Source organism: Candidatus Nitrosocosmicus agrestis (assembly GCF_008389435.1).
Lineage (GTDB): Archaea > Thermoproteota > Nitrososphaeria > Nitrososphaerales > Nitrososphaeraceae > Nitrosocosmicus > Nitrosocosmicus agrestis.
Genome location: NZ_VUYS01000002.1, coordinates 1 through 21,907 on the forward strand (window position 1 = coordinate 1; position 21,907 = coordinate 21,907).

At 34.7% G+C, this 21,907-nt stretch carries 19 protein-coding genes; 10 read left to right on the forward strand and 9 right to left on the reverse strand.

Annotated features, from left to right (window positions below; translation table 11 throughout):
* Positions 1-649: 649 nt before the first annotated feature.
* A complete protein-coding gene (locus F1Z66_RS00960; RefSeq protein ID WP_149861740.1) occupies positions 650-1,867 on the reverse strand; it encodes a cation:proton antiporter in 1,218 nt (405 codons plus the stop codon).
* Positions 1,868-1,959: 92 nt separating this feature from the next.
* Positions 1,960-2,370, reverse strand: coding sequence for a hypothetical protein (locus tag F1Z66_RS00965; protein WP_149861741.1), 411 nt, complete (start codon positions 2,368-2,370; stop codon positions 1,960-1,962).
* 587 nt (positions 2,371-2,957) lie between these two features.
* Here F1Z66_RS00965 and F1Z66_RS00970 point away from each other — a divergent pair.
* Entirely contained in the window at positions 2,958-3,800 is an 843-nt protein-coding gene (locus F1Z66_RS00970) for a hypothetical protein (protein WP_230207392.1), read from the forward strand.
* A 282-nt stretch (positions 3,801-4,082) separates the two neighbouring features.
* Positions 4,083-4,346 carry a hypothetical protein gene (locus F1Z66_RS00975; protein ID WP_149861742.1) on the forward strand — a complete coding sequence of 88 codons (264 nt, stop codon included), beginning with the start codon at positions 4,083-4,085 and terminating at the stop codon, positions 4,344-4,346.
* A 664-nt stretch (positions 4,347-5,010) separates the two neighbouring features.
* On the opposite strand, the gene F1Z66_RS00980 is transcribed toward F1Z66_RS00975, so the two are convergent.
* The 6 genes from F1Z66_RS00980 to F1Z66_RS15125 form a co-directional block, all read right to left on the reverse strand.
* Positions 5,011-5,517, reverse strand: a complete 507-nt coding sequence (locus tag F1Z66_RS00980; protein ID WP_149861743.1) for a hypothetical protein — start codon at positions 5,515-5,517, stop codon at positions 5,011-5,013.
* Between the two features lie 10 nt (positions 5,518-5,527).
* Positions 5,528-7,057: a multicopper oxidase family protein gene (locus F1Z66_RS00985; protein WP_149861744.1), complete on the reverse strand. Its 1,530-nt coding sequence runs from the start codon at positions 7,055-7,057 to the stop codon at positions 5,528-5,530.
* Between the two features lie 2,455 nt (positions 7,058-9,512).
* Complete coding sequence (locus F1Z66_RS00995; protein ID WP_149861745.1) at positions 9,513-9,779, reverse strand: hypothetical protein; 267 nt, start codon at positions 9,777-9,779, stop codon at positions 9,513-9,515.
* A gap of 89 nt (positions 9,780-9,868) precedes the next feature.
* The gene (locus F1Z66_RS01000; RefSeq protein WP_149861746.1) at positions 9,869-10,888 is read right to left on the reverse strand and encodes a polysaccharide deacetylase family protein; all 1,020 of its coding nucleotides are present in this window, start codon (positions 10,886-10,888) and stop codon (positions 9,869-9,871) included.
* Positions 10,889-11,418: 530 nt separating this feature from the next.
* Positions 11,419-11,715, reverse strand: a complete 297-nt coding sequence (locus tag F1Z66_RS01005) for a hypothetical protein (RefSeq protein ID WP_149861747.1) — start codon at positions 11,713-11,715, stop codon at positions 11,419-11,421.
* Between the two features lie 73 nt (positions 11,716-11,788).
* Complete coding sequence (locus F1Z66_RS15125) at positions 11,789-11,947, reverse strand: hypothetical protein (protein ID WP_154670458.1); 159 nt, start codon at positions 11,945-11,947, stop codon at positions 11,789-11,791.
* Between the two features lie 435 nt (positions 11,948-12,382).
* On the opposite strand from F1Z66_RS15125, the gene F1Z66_RS16350 reads away from it, so the two are divergent.
* The 5 genes from F1Z66_RS16350 (at position 12,383) to F1Z66_RS01025 (ending at position 16,996) form a co-directional block, all read left to right on the forward strand.
* On the forward strand, positions 12,383-12,922 hold the full coding sequence (locus F1Z66_RS16350) for a PsbP-related protein (RefSeq protein WP_438502934.1): 540 nt from the start codon (positions 12,383-12,385) through the stop codon (positions 12,920-12,922).
* A 193-nt stretch (positions 12,923-13,115) separates the two neighbouring features.
* On the forward strand, positions 13,116-13,967 hold the full coding sequence (locus tag F1Z66_RS01010; RefSeq protein WP_159357375.1) for a methyltransferase domain-containing protein: 852 nt from the start codon (positions 13,116-13,118) through the stop codon (positions 13,965-13,967).
* Positions 13,968-14,504: 537 nt separating this feature from the next.
* Positions 14,505-15,140, forward strand: a complete 636-nt coding sequence (locus tag F1Z66_RS01015) for a DUF1326 domain-containing protein (RefSeq protein ID WP_159357376.1) — start codon at positions 14,505-14,507, stop codon at positions 15,138-15,140.
* Positions 15,141-15,196: 56 nt separating this feature from the next.
* The gene (locus F1Z66_RS01020; protein WP_149861750.1) at positions 15,197-16,267 is read left to right on the forward strand and encodes a DUF2182 domain-containing protein; all 1,071 of its coding nucleotides are present in this window, start codon (positions 15,197-15,199) and stop codon (positions 16,265-16,267) included.
* Between the two features lie 90 nt (positions 16,268-16,357).
* Positions 16,358-16,996 carry a DUF1326 domain-containing protein gene (locus tag F1Z66_RS01025; protein ID WP_149861751.1) on the forward strand — a complete coding sequence of 213 codons (639 nt, stop codon included), beginning with the start codon at positions 16,358-16,360 and terminating at the stop codon, positions 16,994-16,996.
* A gap of 571 nt (positions 16,997-17,567) precedes the next feature.
* Here the strand turns inward: F1Z66_RS01025 and F1Z66_RS01030 are convergent.
* Positions 17,568-18,164, reverse strand: a complete 597-nt coding sequence (locus F1Z66_RS01030) for a hypothetical protein (protein WP_149861752.1) — start codon at positions 18,162-18,164, stop codon at positions 17,568-17,570.
* A gap of 1,115 nt (positions 18,165-19,279) precedes the next feature.
* On the opposite strand from F1Z66_RS01030, the gene F1Z66_RS01035 reads away from it, so the two are divergent.
* The 3 genes from F1Z66_RS01035 (at position 19,280) to F1Z66_RS01045 (ending at position 21,596) form a co-directional block, all read left to right on the forward strand.
* A complete protein-coding gene (locus F1Z66_RS01035; RefSeq protein WP_148685362.1) occupies positions 19,280-19,516 on the forward strand; it encodes a nickel-binding protein in 237 nt (78 codons plus the stop codon).
* Between the two features lie 544 nt (positions 19,517-20,060).
* Positions 20,061-20,366: a hypothetical protein gene (locus F1Z66_RS01040; protein ID WP_149861753.1), complete on the forward strand. Its 306-nt coding sequence runs from the start codon at positions 20,061-20,063 to the stop codon at positions 20,364-20,366.
* Between the two features lie 114 nt (positions 20,367-20,480).
* On the forward strand, positions 20,481-21,596 hold the full coding sequence (locus tag F1Z66_RS01045) for a serine hydrolase domain-containing protein (RefSeq protein WP_159357378.1): 1,116 nt from the start codon (positions 20,481-20,483) through the stop codon (positions 21,594-21,596).
* Positions 21,597-21,907: the final 311 nt, after the last annotated feature.

The following is a 21,907-nucleotide window of genomic DNA, read 5'->3' on the forward strand; positions in this document are numbered from 1 at the left end:
TAAGGATAGGCCTGAAAAGTACAAATGCAACCCATAGTAAACATACTTTGAAGGTGTTTTATTTCTGGTAAACATAAAGGAGATAAAGCATCTTCAATCTATAAGAATTCCTTAAATGAACAGAGCCGATTATTCATATAAAAAAGTTATATAATGCAATTTTTATTTGAATTACAAAAAAAATCATAAATATTCAAATATATTTTGCAATTTATAAGAATATTACGTTATATTTCAGACATATATCGAATGAGTGATCATACTCCATATTCTTAGACCTTTTGAGATTCAATTTATGGCAACTTTTAAAATAAGAACAAGATCATAATTGGAAATAATAAATTAATGGTTATTTGACATTGAACGCCTTTTCAGACAGATTGCTAAAGTAAACAAATAGTTAAATCTTAGGTTTAGTAATCCAATACACCTTATCTGGGAAGGTCCACAGTCAGCCAGATATATATTACTAAAACCATATTATCAGATAAACTCTTGTAGGTATATTTTGTTGTCACATTATTTTCGTTTAATTAGTATCGGGTTAGACGGTTCTAATAATGATATCGTTCTGTAAATGAACCTAATTAGAATAGGGTTACTCACTTCATATATCTTTGTACCAGTGGAGGTATCTACTTCGAGCTGATTATTTAACTATATCCGAAGTAGATTTGTTTTTATAGGTCTTTTTCAACCAGATTGGTGTAATTATCGTAGTAACAGCTACCATCAATATTATTGAAGTATATACGTCTGTAGATAAAACTCCAGATGAAACGCCGACACCAGCAACAATTAATCCGACTTCCCCTCTAGATATCATTCCTACTCCTACCCTCATTGATTTTGTTTTATCCTTAAGAAATAACAGGGACGGTAATCCACATCCTACAAGTTTTGAAAGGACTGCTATTGTAATAATTATTCCGGCTATAATTAATACTTCAATATTAATACCTCTAAGATCAACTTGAGCTCCTATAATCGCAAAAAACAAAGGTGCAAAAATAAACTGTAACTTATGCGCATATTCTTCAACTTGTTTGATTAACTTCGTACTAGCAACAGCCATTCCAGCAGCAAATGCACCAACAATCGGCGATAGGCCAACATAAGCTGCAAGACCAGCAATACCAAAGAAGATAGCTGTAGTTATTCCTTCAATACTTCCTTTTGATCTCCATAATCTTTCTCTGTGCAATATCCTTGGGATTATAAGGACAGCGCTAATCAGTAAAACGGCAAATAAACCAAGGATTTTTAGTATTAGAAACGCGATATCCATTATTTGTGGTATACCATCACCCGATTGCACCATTGTCACGACTACAGATAATATTGCTATAGCTAAAATATCATCTACTATCGCTGCTCCTAAGATCAGCCTAGCTTCTTTAGACTGCATTTTTCCTAATTCAGTCAAGACTTGAATAGAGATTGCTATACTTGTAGCTGTTAATGCAGTAGCTATAAGCAATATTTCAAATGTATTTAGCCCATAGAATGAAAGAACAATAAAGCCTACAAAGAATGGAACAATCACCCCTAATGCTCCAACCGTAAATGATGCTACGCCACCTCTAAGAAATTCTCTAGGTGTAATTTCGAGTCCTGCAATGAATAAGATAATGATTGCAGCTAATTCTCCAATGTGTTTTACAGTTTCATCAAGAACGACAAGAGGTTGACCATCAAATAACGGAATACCCCCCAATGCATATGGGCCAACAATAATTCCAGCCAATAGCTCGCCTAAAACAACTGGTTGTTTGATCCGCTGAAATATTTCTGCAAATATTTTTGCAGTAAAAAGAAGAATAGAAAGCGATATTATGATATGAATAAAAACCGATTCAGCTGCCATGTTGTAGACCTTTTTTTATGACATTGTTTTTAATGTAATAGTATAACACCATAAATAACATCATTAGTATCAATTTTTTTCCTTAATTTAAATTAGAATAGACTTTTAGGTATCTCATCTAATTCATAATAATATCCTAAAATATTATCCACAGTATCCTCTAGTTGTATGTTACTGTTTATTAAAACATAAATTGTTTTGTCTTTTTCCAATATTTTTAGTATTCTCATCTTTTCATATTCTATTACAATCCATTTTAAGTCACCTAAAATGATATCAAAATCCTTTTCTGTTTTGTTTTCCTTTTCATCAGAGGTCACCTGTGTTAAGTTTAAAATGCGAATTAGAGACTCAATATAGCTTTTATCGATATTAGCGTTTTTGGCAACATATAATTCCTTCATATCGGATGATACAATTGAAAAAACAGCCAAAATATCGTCGTTCACTTCTACAAGATGTTTTAGATTATCATATTTTTCATAGCTTGAACTGTCTTTCACTATCTTTATTATGATATAGAGAAATATATCATATTAATTATTTAGGTTTAACAGGTCGATTCCATATTTGAATCAAATTTTTTGTATTATGAGAACTAATATCACTTCGCTTTTGGCAGTATGTGAAACAAATTTGACTCATTTTATCACCATCTCACAATCATCTAGACACTTCATTCACGCCAGGATGGGCTAAAGGTTTGGAATTTGTGATGGTCAGTCATAGACACACATAACCATCGATTAACTTAGGTAATAAAGTATCGCACAGATTGTTTGTAAAATGTGTCAGTATATTTGATGTTATTTAGTTGGCATTTACCATAAAAATTAGCAAAGTAACCACAAAACTAAAATAATGATGATGAAATTATGAAGGAGAATACATATGTATGTTATCTAGATTAGGTTCTTGAATGAACGAAATAATAAACGAAATATCATAGCTAGAAGTTTTCACTGTTTCAGGTTATACACTAATTTATACAAGAAATACAGCTGTTAAGAATTCAAATAACTTTTACAAATTTAATTTGATACTACAAATTCTACAGAATATATAAAAATTATTTGAAATGTAACTGTTTGTGAAAAATAAAGGTATTAGCTCCGTAACCATTGTATTATTAGCATTGGGTGTTCTAATAATTCCTGAAACTGAATTAATGACAAAATTAAACAGTTTTACGTTTGCTCAATCAAACGGCGATAACGACAATGTCATAGGTCAGGATGGCGATGGTAATGACGCCTCTCAGAGTGATGAGAGTAGTCAAGAAAGTAGTCAAGGGACACAATGTGTGTCTGGAGACGATAATCTTGCAAGCTGTAACAATTTATCTTCAAATAGTATAGGACTTGGAAAACAAGGTGAAAGGGGACCTCCAGGACCCGCTGGACCTGAAGGACCACAGGGTGAGACTGGCCTACCTGGGCCAAAAGGAGATAAGGGCGATACAGGTGATACTGGACCAATGGGACCTGAAGGACCACCAGGACCACAGGGACTGCAAGGAGAGCCCGGTCCTCAGGGACCTCCAGGTGAAACAGGTATGCAAGGACCTGAAGGTGATACTGGACCACAGGGACCCATAGGTATGACTGGACCTGAAGGACCACCAGGACCCGCTGGACCTGAAGGACCACCAGGACCCGCATTTGAGCCTCGTATGTATATTGTTCAAAGCGAGATAGAAACTAATCCAGATGGATCAAATTTTGTCATTATTGAAGTCAGCTGTGAACCTGGAGACATGTTAACTGGTGGATCATCAAGGGCAGACGGCTTTAGTCCAGCATTCAGATTAGTTGCTGACAATGTGATACCTATAGATGAGGACACTATCCAAGTTACTGTTGTTGGAGATACCACTAATCCGCAAACCGTGAGAGCACAAGCGTTCGCATATTGTATGGACCTAACTCCATAATTTTTAACTCTTTTTAGAAAAGTTATTTCGGTTAGTTTGACTATCCTCTTTGCAATAGTTCTTTGTAATTAAAGCAATAAAACGGACCTCCTATTTTTTACCACTAATTTACTAATACTATACAGCATCGACAAAAATATATATACATAGTGCAAGTGAATAGACAAAAAAACACCAACATATCAATGAACTCAAACGAGTGGACCTTCTATATCCGTAAATGATCCTTCAGCAGTTAACCCAACCTTTACTACACCAGATATAGAACCTCAGGAATCTATAATGATTGAGATCGTAGTAACAAATGAGCAAGGTATTGAAAGCGAACCTGATAGTGTTACTATAACTGTAAATCCTGCCAATACTCCATCTAAGCCACTACCCCTACTATTTGAAAGAATATTGGGATTTGGTGGCAACACAAATATCCAAGCTCAAGAAAATAGAGAAAATAACTTGGATGGACATTTGGAAATGATCAAATGTATTCAGACTTCGACTCTTCAACATCAGTCCACAGAGCAGGATAACAGCGTAGAGTTTTAAAGACAGGAATGGGTTACGAACAATATAAGTTGACAAATACCCAATATTGTGGATATAATCAACTTTATTTTATTTTCAAATACATTTAATGATTATTCTTATAAAGCTACTATTTATTAGTAGCTGGTTCGGCGGGATTAAATCCTTTATGATACAGGGTTCGGCAGCATGTGAAACAAATTTGACCTTAATTTTTAACCGCTGGATCATACTAAGTAATGGTTGTCTACTTTGAATCACGCGTATCAAATTCACATAAATGTTCTCATATTATTAAGGTCATGTTAACTTGAGCAATGTGCAACTAGAACAAATATCAAATTCTTGATTTAGCTCATCTAACCTTAATAAAATGTATTTTATTCTAGACACAGACAGATTCTAGAGTTTTTAAAATAATAAGAACATCGGAACTCGATTAAAAAACTACCTAAGGTAACAGGGTTGATGATTTACCGTGTAATTGATCCCTTATTTTCAATTAAATTGTTGAAATGGTTAACTTAATTTTTCTAAAAAATTTATGATCAGGAATAGATCATAAATAGGCAGTTAAACTCAAAATATCTTTCAAATATAATATTTTCCTTTCCTCTAGTTTACTCCGTTTATATTTTTGTTTTAGCAACTATTAGGCGATTATATTACTTTAAGAGGTGCGGTCCTAATAGTTTGGTGTAGGACCTAAAGAGTTTGTTTCGTTAGTTATGCATCTACTTAGCAAGTCTTGTTGTATTTTGGTAAACCCTGGTTTGGAGGTTGCCAAAAGACTATTAACCTCGTCCAATACCATCTGCCTGTCATGAGCTGTATTGTTTCCATTTATTAGCACATACCATATCCCAGTCATATCAGTTACTGGGCTGCTATCTCCGACTACATTATTATTTATTAACGTCAGCGTGTCGTCAGTTGGTATTAATGAGACAAAGTCCCTGGTGCTTTCGGTCCAATTCCGAATACCGTTAGGGGCTACTTCCGTTTCGCCGACTTCCTTGAAACATTCCGAAATTGGGTCAATTCGCTCTCGGTCTCTCTCTTGTGCTACAGCAGATGACTCGGATAGCAAAGTCACCTCTATAAGCCCGGCTAAGATAAAGGTCATTACTGAAAACAAAGTTACAACTGCGATTTTTTTGGAAGTGTTTGTCTTCAACTTGCTAATCCTCATCTTTCATCACCTATTTGACCATTTCCACAATACCCATCATCCCGTAGTCACCATGAAACATCAGATGGCAGTGATACACAGTCTTTCCCACAAAATCATTAAAAGGTATCCTAATAACCACTTCACCGCCAGTTGGAATAATGACGGTGTCTTGTAATCCCCGAGCTTCATATGGTTTTCCATTTACTGAAATTACTTGAAAATCATTCACATGAATATGAAATGGATGAATATTTGTGGTATTTACTCCGTCAAGGTTTACTAACTTCCACTCCTCCACAGTTCCGACCTTTACTGTTTGATCTACCCTGTTATGATCAAACGTTGCGTTATTAATCTTGTATGTCCATTTGATGTCGTCTGACGAGAAATTAAGGACTCGACTATTAGTAATGTTTGCAAGATTCAGGTCATCCTTAGCCCTTAAACTCGTTGGAATGATAGTTGAATTCTCTGCATCCTTCTGATTGCCTTGTATATTTATGGTTGCAATGATATTATGGTTCCAAGTGCCGTACGGTTCACCAAATGTGTTATTAAGTGGAATAGACCCGTTACCTGTCGCAGTCACTAGCACATCAAACCGCTTTCCAGAAGGAAGAAAAAGAGTATCATTTTTCCATACCTCCCAAACAGGACTTCCATCTTCTGCTATAACATAAAACGTATTACCCGGGAGTTCGACCGCGAGTTCATTCTCAGGACCTATGTTTGCAAGACGCCATAACTGAGTCTCTCCCGACGAAATATTAAAGACAGGATTGATTTCTCCATTAACGGTATTTCTTTCAGTGCCTGTATTTGTATTGCTTATACTGTGGTGTGTAGTAATGAATGCTTGGTCGAATGGAATATCTCTCATGGCAAAGGTTTGTTTTGTGATATTCTGTAATGGCTCTGGTAATAACTTTTCTAACCCTTCAACAATGAACATGCCAGACAGACCTGCCGAGACTTGTCCATATGAAAGTTGATGAAAATGTGAATGATACCAATTCGATCCTGGAAGGTGATCCTTTGGAATATTGAGAACATAAAGTTGTGTCTTACCAGGTTCAACATTAAGGAATATGTTATCCGATGCACTTCCATCAGAATTATTTGTAGGAGACACATGCAATCCATGAAAATGAAGGTTGGTGGACTCATTAAGATTATTTATCAACTCAATTTCAACTCTATCTCCTGGATAAACATGCAAGCTAGGTCCAGGAATAGAACCATTATAAGCCATAGAAACAATTGACTTGTTGTCAAGGTTTCCTATCAGATAGTCAACTGAAATGGCAGTTTTCAAAACTCCGTCTTTGCTGTATACATCTTGAGGCTTTGAATAGTTCATACCGTCCAGAGATGAAGGTTGGTCCCGAAGCAAAGGTTGTGCAAGTGCTTCGATTTGTGGATTCAAGAATCCATTCCATAGAGAGTTGAAGGTTGAGCTTTGAGGTGCGATTGGAATCATCGCGATCATACAAAGTGAAAAGAAAGTGAAAATGAAGATTATGTCTCCGTTATTTAATGGTTCTATTTTGTGGATCACAGGATGTATACCCCAATTGATTGACCATTTCTAACAATTCCCCTTAGTTTAAATTCTACATTACAGTCTCTGTAGTTGTAAAAAACTATTATAGTGCTAAAGTACATGAGTAACGCAACCTTATAGTAATTGCTATTTAAGGTTTATGTTACTAAAGTGGGTAATATAATAATCTTTTAGCATATCTAATTGTGTAGAATATTTTGTTAATAGTCGATTTAAGAAATATTTCGAATTGGAGACATAATTGTTAGAATTATTAGTTTGAAAAACCAAATAATAATCCCACCCCAACGTTTCAGGCAATCAAGGTCTCAATGTATCAGAAGATCATAACATAACAACATCGTTTTAGAGTCGATGAAATATTCAGATATTTTTCTTAATATAAATGCATCAACAATTAATTACTATACTGCTCAAATATCGCTCCTGTGGGATTAAGTCCCGTAAGGGTATGAGGGTTAGACCTTGACATCAAAATCAACCCTTTATAGAATACTAATCGAAAGCAAAATCGGCCTGACAAGACGATTAGTAATTTTGACTAGAAACGCTTATCACTATTAATCTCTAGTTGCTTCTTTTAGCAAAACTTAAATCAACACATTAACTTCTTTTAATTATAGTTCTATTTAGATTAACAAACAATTTTTAAACATCATGTTTTTCTATTATTTGGCAAATAATCGAAGGTAATGGCATGTAAAAACATTTGTAAACACTATAAAGCCATTGATAAAAATTCAAAAAGCGCAAGGTATGCGAATGGACAAAAACGATGTCCAACATGTGAGATATTCTTGATTTGCGATTATAATAATTGTCCATGCTGTAAAAGAAAATTAAGACTGAAACCTAAAAATGCAAGACTGAAACGACAATATAATAACATTCTAAAGTCGAAAATAGCAAATTTATCTCCTTTGTCTTTATTTAACCAAATTCAAATAGCAACTGATTGAAATCACCTTACAAGGGACGCCTAACTCTTTTGCCCTTTTGATACACTGGGATAATGACTTCGAGTTTTGTTTTCCTTGTCAATTATACACAATTTCAATCTTCATATTATATATGTTTGCATAAATTGGATGCACAATATTATTTATAAAATTCTTATGGATTATAAAAATTATATTCCTATTAGTGGTCTTATAAAATATTTACATAGATGTTCATGGCACATTAGAATAAACGTGTTACAAATCTCCTTTGTGGCCATCAAAATCTAAATAGTATAAGAAAAAGTTTTTTTTGGCAGACATGATTGACTACTCGATTAAGCACAATATTTTCTCATAGATTAATACTTACCCTCGTCCGATGTTTTGGAATAAATGACAAACTACTTGGAGTGGATGTATATTCTGTGTAACTGAATATGTTCATTTTTTAACTCACCTTTACTTAATTGGTTATGTTAGTATTTTGTCATTCTCTTTCCGCATCTATATAATTACAACGTCATATTTCTTTGCTAAATGCCATAAATACAAATAATTAGAATATCTCAGATATTATTTGATAGAAGAAATCGGTCGTGTTAGATGAGTTGATTGTTGAATCATGAATTAAAAAATGGGTCTGTGGGTTCGTCATAAATCTATCAAATTTATCTAGCACCCATTGTAGAGCCTGGATTCCTCCTTGCATTTCCTCTATCACATGAACCGTTTTCTTATGAAATCCTTCAAGTTCATAGTTTGGCTTGAATTTCTCTTTCGCTTTTCACAGCTTAATCTAGTATTGGTGATAACTAAGAATCATCAGAATGCGCAATTATTGTACAATTATTATTATCATTAAATTTAATTAGATACATTCTTAATCAAATAGCGTCAAAATCATAAATTATTTAAAACTGGACAATTAAAAGGACCTGCTTATGAGACCAAAAATTTTGCATAAGTAGATTATTTCTTGGTAGATTAGATATTCTTGGTTTAGCAATCAACAATCATAAATAAGAAGATTATGGCAATTGTGATCTATGGTTTCGTCATTGGCTTCTGGTCTCGCCGTAATGATAGTAGATGATGAAGAGGATGAAGAGGAAACTAGGTAAACTGTTTGAGGATTTTATTAAAGCAATAGGTATGATTCCATTCTTTTTCTAACCCTCTGCAAGCCTTGGAACACTGAAAATAACCATAAAAAATTTTTGCTGCTAATTACCGATATGAGCATGCCCAAATGTGTGAAATAGAATTAGCAAAAAAAGATCAAAGGATTTACTAAAAGGTCAAGATATTTTCTAAGACTGCATTTGACATTAGAGATTTGCAAAATAAACCTGATTTTCAAGCTGTAAATGTTGATAGGTTACTTCAAAAGCCTATCTCATTTTCTGAGTTACGCAAAATGATAAACATTGTATTAGAAAATTAATAATCATAACAATCAGCACTACTTTTGCAAACAAAGAAATTGAAACTTTTATAATCCAATTGTTTTAGATTTCAACTGCAATACCATGATGTTTTATTATTTCTTCTTTTTGATCCATAGATAATCTATCATAATCATTGAGATGATAAAGGCATATTCCTTTAAGATTGATATTAAATTGGCGTGGTAAGGAAGCCTCATAATCTAAAAGACTTTGAATTTGATTTTTAAAAAGAAAAGCACCAGAATCGCCTAGAGAGGAAATTCCTTTCTTTTTTAATGTTCCTTCTGCATAATATACCAAATCCTCATTAGCCTTCAATAAAGACATAACATTCAATCCTCAATCGTTTTATCAAAATATTTTTCTAATGAATCTACAATTATCAATGACTTGGCATAAATCAAAGAGGAATGGAATTAATCCCTTATGTATAGAAAATCTTTTGTAGAGTTATATTTTAAATCTGACATTGTTTTTATCTTAAAGTGATTGTCATAAAGATACTTTATCTCTTTTTCCAAAAGATTAGAACTAATTGTTAGTTTGCCCTCTGATTCGTCAGCAACATTATGATATACAATGATTGGAATCGCTAAAACAGAAAGAGGACTACTATTTTGGTCACTGTTATCTTTAGGCGTATTATACTGGATTTGACTGTTGACAAATTCAATAAAGTTGTCATACAATTCCTGATCGTTGTTGCCTCTATCATTTTGATGGGCCCATCTTAGAAGAGAATATCTTGAAACTTGATTTAATTCTCCATTTTCATTGAAAGTTCTGCAGTTTTTCTGATCTGATTTATTGGGCCACTCATCGCAATGTAAAAACATCAAAGTACTCCCTCCGCTTCTTCCTAGATCATAGTATTTTGAAATGGTGTTGATAACAAATTCGTTATAAGTCCCGCTACTAAAAGGATAAGCAAATGTCGTAGCGTTAATCCCCTGATCTATCAAGCATTTCTTTGATTCTCCGATTTCGTATTCAATTTCAGTATATGATAAGCCTTCTAGATCCTCATGGTTCATAGTATGAGAACCTATATCGATTCCATCATTTTTCAATTCTCTTATTTCGTTCCAATTCATGCGAGCATTGTCTTCTTTGTCCTCATCCACATTTTCCCCTGCTTCCACATAGTTACAAACATTGTAGAATGTAGCCTTGAAATTGTATTTGTCTAGAATGGGTTTGACTATTTTATAATGATTTTTCCAACCATCGTCAAAGTTCAATATTGCAAATTTATCTTGTTGTGGTTTGCTCAAAGAACTATTGTTAATTTCAGGATTATGTTGTGAGTTGTTTTGGTCGCCTCCTCCTCCTCCTTCTTCTTCTTCTATATTGCTAACTGCTGATGACGATTGGGAATTAAAACTAGCAATAATCATACAGCATGAAATTATGATTATTAAATTTAGAATATTCATTTTTTGAAATCCCTTTTGATTGAAATACAAATACAACACACTTATCTCAAGTAATAATTAGATTATTAAAAAAGACTTTTGGATAAACTAAAAGGATCGAAAATATGTGAAACAAATTTGGTCCGAAATTTGAATTCACTTTATTTACAATAAGAATAGATGTGAGATGTTTATTTTAGTTCAATTATTCTTATATGGTTGAAATTAATAGTTTCGGGTTCGATTGAGATTTAAAATTAAAATCTTTCGCCAATATTATTCAAACCAATAATGATTCAGATAAATCCAAAATCTCTAGGTATAAGTTTAAGTCGAATAAGAATTAATGCAACATCAGGTAAAGTACATTTTAGTTTTTATTAGAGAATGAGTGTACGTAACAAAATTATTATTTGTTGATAAATCCACATTATTTAGGTTAGAAATTGATTTATGCAGATTCTTTTTTCTTAGAAAAGATAAAAGACAGAGAGGGGAGTCTAAAATATAATGAGGTGTTAAAAAATGGAGCGCTTGTATGGTAAGGCTCATTATGTTGTCGGGTTTTTATACGTGGGCTTTTCGTATATCCAAAAGTGTAAACCATTGTTAGGATGATATGTTTCTAGTGGGTTAGGTTTTGAATTCTCTACCAATATGTAGAATCTATTTCTATCAAACAATTTTTTGATTTGTTTCTTTTGAACCTTTGATATACTACCAGTGTAAAACTCTAACCCGTCTCCCTTATTCCAGTAAAAGTGTAAATTATATACGTTCTTCTCACCCCCAAGTATTTTAAAAATTTTTCTGGTTAGCTCTATTTGTTGGTTTTTGGTTATGGTCATCTTTCTAGTATCATAGCAATTTGTCTAGCTTGTAATTCAAGTTTCTCGGGTTGTTTGTTGGGGTCGAGGTCGCTCATGATGATGATGATGATGATACTATCCCAACTACTTTAATCATTACCTCTACTATGTGTTTACGTACTTTTTTCCTATATTTGAAATCTTCACAAGAGTACACGCCTGTTTGAGTGCCTAGCATTGTAACTGCATGTATTTTGTTTTTTCTTGGCATGCTCTTAACCTCTTTGGTTTAGGTCTACTCGGGTTATGAAGTCGGATTGTAGGTATGGGTACACATTCTGTTGTAATCTCAAAATGTTTTAAGCACAGCCTCTTTTGAGTAGCCCAAGAATGTTAAGACATGTTGTTGGTGCTACAAGATAATTGAATTTGTTTCCTAGTTTAAACACCTCATGAGTATCTTTTAGGCTATGGGTTAAGATGTAGATGTGAGCATATGTATATGCAAAATCCTACCTCCTATCCTATTACTAATTCATCTGACAAGACTTTATAGAACAAATAAATCAGAAATTCGCTATAAACTAACGGCGACCCAAATTAATTTTAAATAGTGTGACAATAATGTGATATCATAATCAACACGATTAGTCAATTAAAAGAATCAAGTATTTTCATTCTATCAGCACTATTAATTACCTCGCTCATTGAAACGTCAAATGTAGAATCTCAGGAGACAGAATTACAAACATTTAACAATGCAGAATTTAAAGTAAACTATCCTTCGAGCTGGGAAATTGCTCCAACAAATTCAACCTTTCCTTATTATGGATCTGATACTTTAGTTGTTTTCAAGCCGATTGGTGAAACAAACCCTCTAAATATTACCTATCTTAATATTTCTCCCCTTCAAGTAGGTACATCATTAGACAATACATCCCTAGCAGCATCACGTGATAGTTTAGACAAAATTGTTTCGGAGCAGATTACATTTTTACAAGATCCAGAGTCATTTTATGGTAACCTAGATGTTGAAATACTCACAAACAATGCAACAACGGTAGATGGTTTACCTGCAAAAGAATTAACCTATCTTATTCATGGATTAGGAACATTTGATTCTGAAACAACTGTGATTTATGGAGATAAACAATATCTATTACATTTCACTACACCCATTTCAAATGTTTCAGAAACATTACCTACAGGTCAACAAATAATTAAGAGCTTTAAGTTTAACTCATAATTTTTCTACTTTAATACAAAATAAAAGATTGTGTCAAGATATCTTAATAATAAATATTCAAATATTTTTCAATGATTGAAACTTTCATCTTCAACTTATCAGAATGAGGCCGATCATTATATTCGATCTTTTAGCATCCAGTGTTTGTAAAATTATTAATAATGATTTAGGCAAGAATTATAGTGTAAAAACATTGGAACATAATAAAATAGGTTCTTGGGATGCATATACCTATGACGAAGTATCGCGGTTAGTTCAATATAAATGGGGTCAACAGTTAATTAGTGGTCGAATATGGCATGGAAATGAAATTGTGATAGACGCCGGTTGTGGATCAGGCTTGCTTACTAAAGAATTAGCCAAAAAAGTCTCAAAAGGAAAAGTTTATGCTGTTGATATTGATTCTAATATGATTAAACAAGCAAAAACCAATCTCCAAGCCTTTGATAACGTTGAAATAATACAATCTAGTTTTACTGAAATAGCGATTCCAGAAAAGGTTGATGTCATTTTTTCTAATTCTGCACTGCATTGGATAACGGATCATAGAAAAGCCTTTCAAAGTTTTTGGGAAAACCTAAGACCAACGAGTACCAACAGTAATAATGACAACAATAGTCAATTATTAATCCAATGTGGTGGTTATGGAAATCTACAACAGATAATCCATTTAGTGGAACAAATTACACAACTTGGTCAATTTAAAAGGTACTTTGCCGACTGGAAACAGCCATGGTATTTTCCAATGATTGATGAGACGAATAAATTACTTAGAGAAATAGGTTACACAAATATAAGGACAAATACTAATAGCGATTGTGTTTTTCTTCCAAATCGCCAGATATATTCTAAATTCGTAAAAACAGTCGTACTCAAATCTTACCTAGATCGTCTATCTGAAAAAAATGGAGAGGACTTTGATAAGCTGAAGGATCTATTCTTGGAATTATTTTTAGATGAAGTTGAAAAATGTAATAATAAATCAAATAATCGTTGGTTCTTAGATTTTATAAGACTAAATATTATTGCCTACAGAATTTTATAAGAATGCCTATTTCGTATCAAAGATATGCACCTGTATCTCCAGATGCCTGCCGTAGCTTTAAGTTGAGATATTCATTGGCATGTTTGTGTTAAAAAATAATGCTTCAGGGTATTGATGAGGCAAAATATATCATACCAACAAATCTATCATATTGTTACCATAAATTAGTTATTTTGGTCCGGTTGTAACTAGACCCTTCTCTTCTCTATACTCATCGGTTATTCTGCGGGATTAATTTCCGTATGGTATAAGGGTTCTGCGGTATGTGGAACAAATTTGGTTCGAAATTTGAATTCACTTTATTTACAATAAGAATAGATGTGGTGATTATTCTAAATTAATTATTCTTTTGGTTACTATCAATTAGTAGCTGGTTCAGTGGAAATCATGGGCAATTCCACATGAATCCGATGTCAAAAACAATAGATGATGTTATAATAACTCTCCTTTAAAAAAGTTCAAACAATCTTAATATCTAAATCGATCGTGGTACTAGTACATAGTAAAATTAATATATTTCGATTAGAGTAAATGAATATGACTTCTACTTTAAATCAAATCCCAGCTTGGACATTTAAAGCAGATTATGTTGAAACCTGTAATTGTAATTATGGATGTCCATGTAATTTCGACGGGTTTCCGTCCAACGGATTCTGTAGAACTCTTGTATTATTTCACATTCGCTCAGGAAACTATGGTGATACCAGTCTTGATGGAATTGATGTAATTTCCGCCATCTCATGGCCAAAAGCAATCCATGAAGGAAACGGTACTGCTCAATTATTTATATCAAAAAATAATACTAACAACGAACGAAGAAATGCCATAATATCTATTTTTTCAGGTCAGGCTAAAGGCGAAGGTCCCTTCGCATTATTTGCAGGAACAATAAAGTTTTTCCTAGAACCACAGTTTGTAGATATGTTAGTCAAGATAGACGGTAAGAAAAGTAGTTTTTCTGTTCCTGGCATCATAGATGTGCAGTCAGAAAGCTTTGTTAATCCAGTCACTGGTGAAGAACAAGATACAAGAATACAATTGCCTAAAGGGTTTGTCTGGAAACTTGCAGAAATGGCAAAAACCAAAGGAATGAAAATTACTACACCTCAACTCAATTATGACCATTCGGGTAAGAATGCGCTTTACTCAGTCATAGAATACAATGGACCTTAAAGCAGTCCTATTTTACCCTACAAATCCGAAATCCTTATTCTAAGAGTGTTACACCTTTGGACAAATCTCAAAAAATAATATTCACCTCTCTCATTTCTATATCTGCCATTACATGGCTTTTTTCCATCAAACAGCCAGACATGATGGAGACTATGATGACTCTAAACCCAATAGCAGTTTCTATATTTACAATAAGTTGGACTATCGGGATGGCAGCCATGATGTTTCCAGCTATAATTCCAATGGTGTTACTATATAATCGCGTAATTTCTAACGATCACAATAATAAGAATAATAAAAATAAAAATAAAAATGACAATTTGTCGATGGTTAGTAAATTCAATCAGCATACAGATATTCCAGAAAGAAAGGAAAACGGACAAAATGTCAGATCATTTGCACATCTTTCTAATATGGCTATTAAGACATCAGGATTTGTAGGAACATACCTGTTGGTCTGGGCATCAACGGGTGTTATGTTGCTTGTGTTTTGGTCTATAATTATGAATAATCTGTTAGTAGGATATAGTGTACATGATTTTGCGATTGTGTCGGGATTTTTGCTCATTGTATCTGGAATTTACCAATTTAGCCCATTGAAGAAGAGATGTTTAGGTTATTGCGAATCACCTTTGTCATTTTTTATGAAAAGATGGAAAGGAAAACAGTTGAAAGATGGGTTAATGATGGGTCTGTACCACGGGATATACTGTCTTGGATGTTGCTGGCCTTATTTTTTACTTATGGTCTCATTAGGATGGATGAACTTACTATGGATGGGATTGTTTGCATTAATAATTTTTGCAGAGAAAGTCTGGTCCAGAGGAATTTGGATCGCAAGGGTAACTGGCATTGTGTTTGTAATAATAGGCATGTTATCAATAACAGGAATGCTATCAATCGCAACAGAAGACGGTGGAATGCACAATTCACAGAATAAAATGAATACAATGATAATGGAAGGTTCAAATCAAGATAATGATGATAATGGTATGAAAATGGAAGATAATATGGATATGGATATGGATATGGATATGGATATGGATATGGATATGGATATGGATATGGATATGGATATGGATATGGATATGGATATGGATATAAGAAATCAGATAAAAAAGGGTTGAATTGTAATTATTTTCACTATATTACACATAAATTATAAAATTTCCTATAAGATTAGATAATTTTATATTTTAGTATATTTAACTAATTTTATGTCGGATAGCATTCCCTCTTGGAAGGCTTCTGGAGATTGGTTTGATGTTTGTAAATGTAAAATTCCATGTCCTTGCGAATTTGCTCAAGAACCCACCTTTGGAGATTGCGAGGGGGTATTAGCATATCATATTAACAAAGGATATTATGGTGATATATCATTGGATGGTTTGAATGCACTAGGTGTAGGAGCCTTTGAAGGAAATATTTGGGCAGGTAACACAAAGGTGAATCTAGGTTTATTTTTTGACGAACGCGCGGACCAAAAACAGAGAGATGCTCTTCAGATGATTTTTAGCGGAAGGGCTGGCGGATTTATGGCAGAATTTGCCAAGTTGATAGGAGAGATCAAGGGAATTGATTTTGCTCCCATAAAATTTGAAATTTCTGAGGATTTGAGCCAATGGAGTGCAGAGATTCCGGGAAAGGTTCTTGCAAAAGCAGTAGCATTAGGAGGTCCAATGACTCCGCCAGGAAAAAGGGTTCAAACTATTAATCCACCTGGAAGTGAGGTTGGTCCAGCTGCTGTTGCTACATGGGGAACATCTATAGAAGATGAAGTAGATACGATGAGTTTTAAGTGGAAAAGAACAGGTAGATCTAGTAAGCACATCCCCTTTGACTGGGCAGGTCCATAGTTAGAGAAATAGTCAAACAAAAAAAAAATTTACAGCCTTATTATAAACTATTTCTTACTATTATATAATTTCGTTACTAGATATTAGTAGCTGGTTCGTTGGGATTAAGTTCCGTATAGTATAAAGGTTCTGCGGTATGTGGAACAAATTTGACTCGATTTTCAACCCATATCAATATGAAAAGAACACTCACATGGAAATCATTATCATTTGAAACCCTGCTGACAACACCGAAATGACTTTTTTATGTATCTGTTGAATTAACATTTCACATGTTTACTCGAATCGATGATTGAATAAAATGATTTGATTATTACTTTTACTATATGTTATATAGAGTATGGTATCAATCTTTCCCCTAAGAGATATTGGATAAGATACACCCCATGATTGAATATGCGAGTTTGCAAAATTTGACATTTTTCAATTTTAATTCATATACAGGAAAACTAAATTCATACATATTTCCATCTTAATAAAAAATAAAAATATCTCAAAAAAATTCTACTTTTCGTATAATCGCGAATGAAGTATTAAAAAAAATATTATAAAGGATTAAAATTTATTAATCCTATTGCTGAGTCAACGAGGTAACAATACCATATAAAGGCACTGAGAACTGCCCATTAGTTGCTTGTTGACTCAGAGTCAAACTAACTATATTACCATTTAATAGGTACAATGCTACAGGCACATTTTCAAATGCAGTTTCACCATTGATTTCCAGATTTGCAGTACCAGCAAATGATGTACTATTACCATCTAATGCGATAGAATCAGAAGACGACCCTAATGGTTTTGCATCAGTAAATCCTGTTATTGAAGCGGTTCCATTTGGTTTTCCAGCTAATGAATATGCAACTGCATTCCATGTAAAGTTCTGCAAGTTACCATCTGAGACTGTAAAGCTCCAATTACCACCAATTACTGATCCGATAGAAGGACCAACTGATGATTCATTTTGTGAAACTGGAACTTGGGTTATACTTGGCGGGAGGGTTAATATTTGCCCAGTGTATCCTGCTGCTGAAAAGCTATTTGTTCCTTGGCTTGTTTGAGCTGATACTAACTGTAACTGACTACTTGTAGCCACAATGGAAGAACCAACTAAAAGTAAAGGCACTAATAGCAAAATGGCAGAATTGAGTAATTTTATGGATTTTTCCATAAGAATTTAAATACATAAAAGTTTATAATATTAAACAAATAGGATTTCAATATATTTTTTCATATTTAATAAGATAGTGAATCATATTTGTAATTATGTGATTGAATCTATTAAAATTGATTGTAAGATTTAACCAAGGTTTTAGATTGAATATGATAAAATTATGAATAACTAAAATAAGAAACTTGGATAGGTAATACCCTATCTGACATTTCATTTATCAACAAGATGAAAAATAAGAATGAAGATGTAAAAACTGCCTTTGTAACTCGCCACCTCATATTCAGGTTGCTTGATAATCGAGACCGAGTATACTTTATTGATACTACTCAATATTGACTCCCTCATTTAGAATGATGAGACGAGTCGTTTGAAAGCATAGGTATGTAATTACTACTCTATTTGCTTTCTTAATTTCGTATGCCGTGTCAAACATCACATTCGCAGTTATAGTAGTCCCCTTAGCATCTTTGCCATAAGTGGTAAGCTTCAAAAGATCATTTAGAATTTTCAGTTTTTAATTATCATGTATACTATACGAGTTCGGTGGTAATCATGAAAATATCCACATAGGTTTAATAAAATAATTTTTTATTTTGATATCATAATCAGTTTGTAATCTATTTGTAATAAGAAGTAACAAACTTTTAATGCGTGCTCAATGGGATACGATTGGATACGATTTAAGGTTGAACCTAGTCTACCTTAACCTAAAACCACTCATGACAGAATGTATTTTCCATCCTAAAGAACAAACAACGTATTTGATTAAGTTTACGTATTAATCTGATGCTTCAATTCAATCTTTTTCTCTCGATCGTTACAAGTTCTAAATATTAAAAAACTCTATATATAGTGAATTCTGATTCCTAATTTTTCTTTTTGGAAAAGACATTCAAGTTTTACCATTCCAAATGTTTAATTAAAAACCTTTGGATTTTCTCTATAATTACCCCATTATATGCGGTACCAAAAGGAACGGCGACATTTGTTGCATAAGTCATGAGATAGTATATAATCTGTAATATATCAAGTCTTAGGACAAGGATGTTTATCTCAGAAAAGATAACTATCTTCAAAAACATGCTTAAATATCGGCACAATATATAACTGTCATGCCAAAATTTCTAGATGCTCATAAAATGGGACAGGTTAGTGAAGATTTGCTCAAACAAGCACAAAATCAACCAAAAGACGAGTTTGGAATAGTACATGAGAACATTCTGTATAATAAAGAAGAAGATAAGTTGTTTTGTTTGTTGGATGCTCCAGACAAGGAATCTGTAAGAAAACATCATGAGAAACTTGGTATTACTTGTGATTGGATAACCGAAGTAAAAACTACATCTTAAAGATCATAACCACATAAAAGCCATATTGGAATGGATAGTTTTACTAATATGGCGCTAACCTGAATCCAAGTCAATATTATTACCATTTTTAGTAACATTTAGTTTGGGCGTATGGGGACTAATAACAAATTGGACTTTAAATGGCCCAATCCTAACGCAAAGTTAGTATGGATACAAACAAAATATGATTGATAGATCGATAACTGTAAGAAAGAATGTCCACTTTCTATAAAAATTATATATCCTCATAAAACACGACATTTTAGAAGTTTGGATCATAGGTGCATTTCTATATCCACAAATGATTCACAAATCTTTCTATCTTATGCACCAGTTAATATCTGGTATTCATCAGTGACTTTCGAATCTTCCAAGCATGGATAAGTTCTTGAATGGATATTTTAATATAAACTCAATGCAGAAATTGCTCCAGGAATTAACTATTTTAGCAGTCTAGACCCGTTATTGATAGACATTTTCCGATAATTCTTGGTTTTGTCTAATAACATCAAAAATTTTTATATCAATCGACATATTTGAAAATATGATCGGGTCCGCAATAACAGTAGATAGCACAAGTGAATTACGTGTTATAAGTAGAAAAATAATTCAAGATTCGTTGAAATTATATGCGACAGCTATTGTAAAAGGTCATATCTCCATAAGAGATGGTGGTGAAGGTAATTTTGTGTGGAATATTTCTACAAGAGATAATAATGGAACGGTCATTGAACCCGCGGATCGATCTGTTGTAATTGGTGGGATTCCTAAAGAACTGGATGTGAATCAATTTAGTGTTAGTTCGATGGAAGCCGTGGGTATGTTCGTGACGAAACCGGAGTATCAATAAATGAAACCCTTTTGCTTAGGCTTTGTGCTGGCAGCATTCATACTCGTTCCAACTACAGCAATGGGACAAGTTGTGAATATGACTGCAGTAAACAATACGCTTGCGAATTCTACTATGGGTACCAATACAACGACGACCAACTCGAAGTGCCCGTCGAACCAGATCGACATAGGCAGCACGTGCACGAGCAAGGCCGAGGTGTCGAAGCAGATCATCTCGATCACGCAGGGCGTCATGCAGAAGGAGAACGCCAAGGGGGTGCTTCTGCGCGTTGACGTCGACAACGACACCATCGTCAATGCGGGTCTTGGAGTTTCCCAGGAGGGAGTGCCGGCGACGCCCGACATGAAGTTCCGTCCCGGCGCCATGGCGATCCCCATGCTCACGACTCTGGTGCTGCAGCTGCAGGAGCAGGGCATGCTCAGCCTCGACGATAACCTGTCGAACTGGTTCCCGCAGTACCCGAACGCCGACAATGTGACGCTGCGGATGCTCTCGAGCGTCACCTCCGGCTACCCCGACTACATCCAGGAGAACCCGCCCTTCCAGGCGGCGCTGCTCGCAGAGCCGTTCCGCCACTGGACGGACGACGAGTTGCTGCAGTATGCGTTCGCACAGCCGATCGTCTGCGACCCGGGCGCGTGCTTCCACTACGCGCACACCAACTTCATCATCCTCGGTGACGTTGTCGAGAAGATCACCGGTAAGTCGATCACCGAGCTCTTGCAGCAGAAGTTCCTCGGTCCGCTCGGGCTCACCGAAACGAATATCACGAAGCTCCCGGCCATCCCTTCACCCGCACTCCACGCGTACACGTCGGAGCGCGGTGTCTACGAGGAGTCGACGGGATGGAGTCCGTCGTGGGGCCTCGGCGACGGACTCATCATGACGTCGACGCTGCGCGATATGACCACACTCATCAAGGCGGTCGGCACTGGCGAGCTGCTCTCTAAGGAGTCAGCAAGCGAGCAGCTCGAGGATCTGTCAAAGGGCCTGCCGGGTGCGCCTGGGCAGATCGGCTACGGACTTGGGATCGCCGTCGTCAATGGGTGGGTGTTGCAGAACCCAATCTTCAACGGGTACGAAGGGATTGCCGCGTACCTGCCGTCGCAGCAGATCTCGATCGTGATCGACAACACGCACGGCCCGAACGCCACGGAGGGCACGAGCATCGCCACCGACATCTTCAAGGCACTCGCTGCATACCTAGTCCCCACATCGCTACCATAAATAGCAGCTGGTTAGGTGGTATGTGAAACAAAGTTGACGCATTTTTGTCACCCAGGTCTATTATAACAGGGATGCAAAAGGATGAAAATTATGAGAGATTCATTTAGATGCAGGATTCGTTCAGATTTTAATGACATGTCTTGGGGCTATTCATTCAGTTATTGAAAACTATATCATATTAAAACATCTTCTATAGTTTAGAACCGAAGTGAAGAGTGTGGATATTATACCATTTTATTGTAAAAACATATTTTGAATATTCTTTGTTTCCTTCAATAACTGGGTCTCTGCAATATGATTTCATACACATC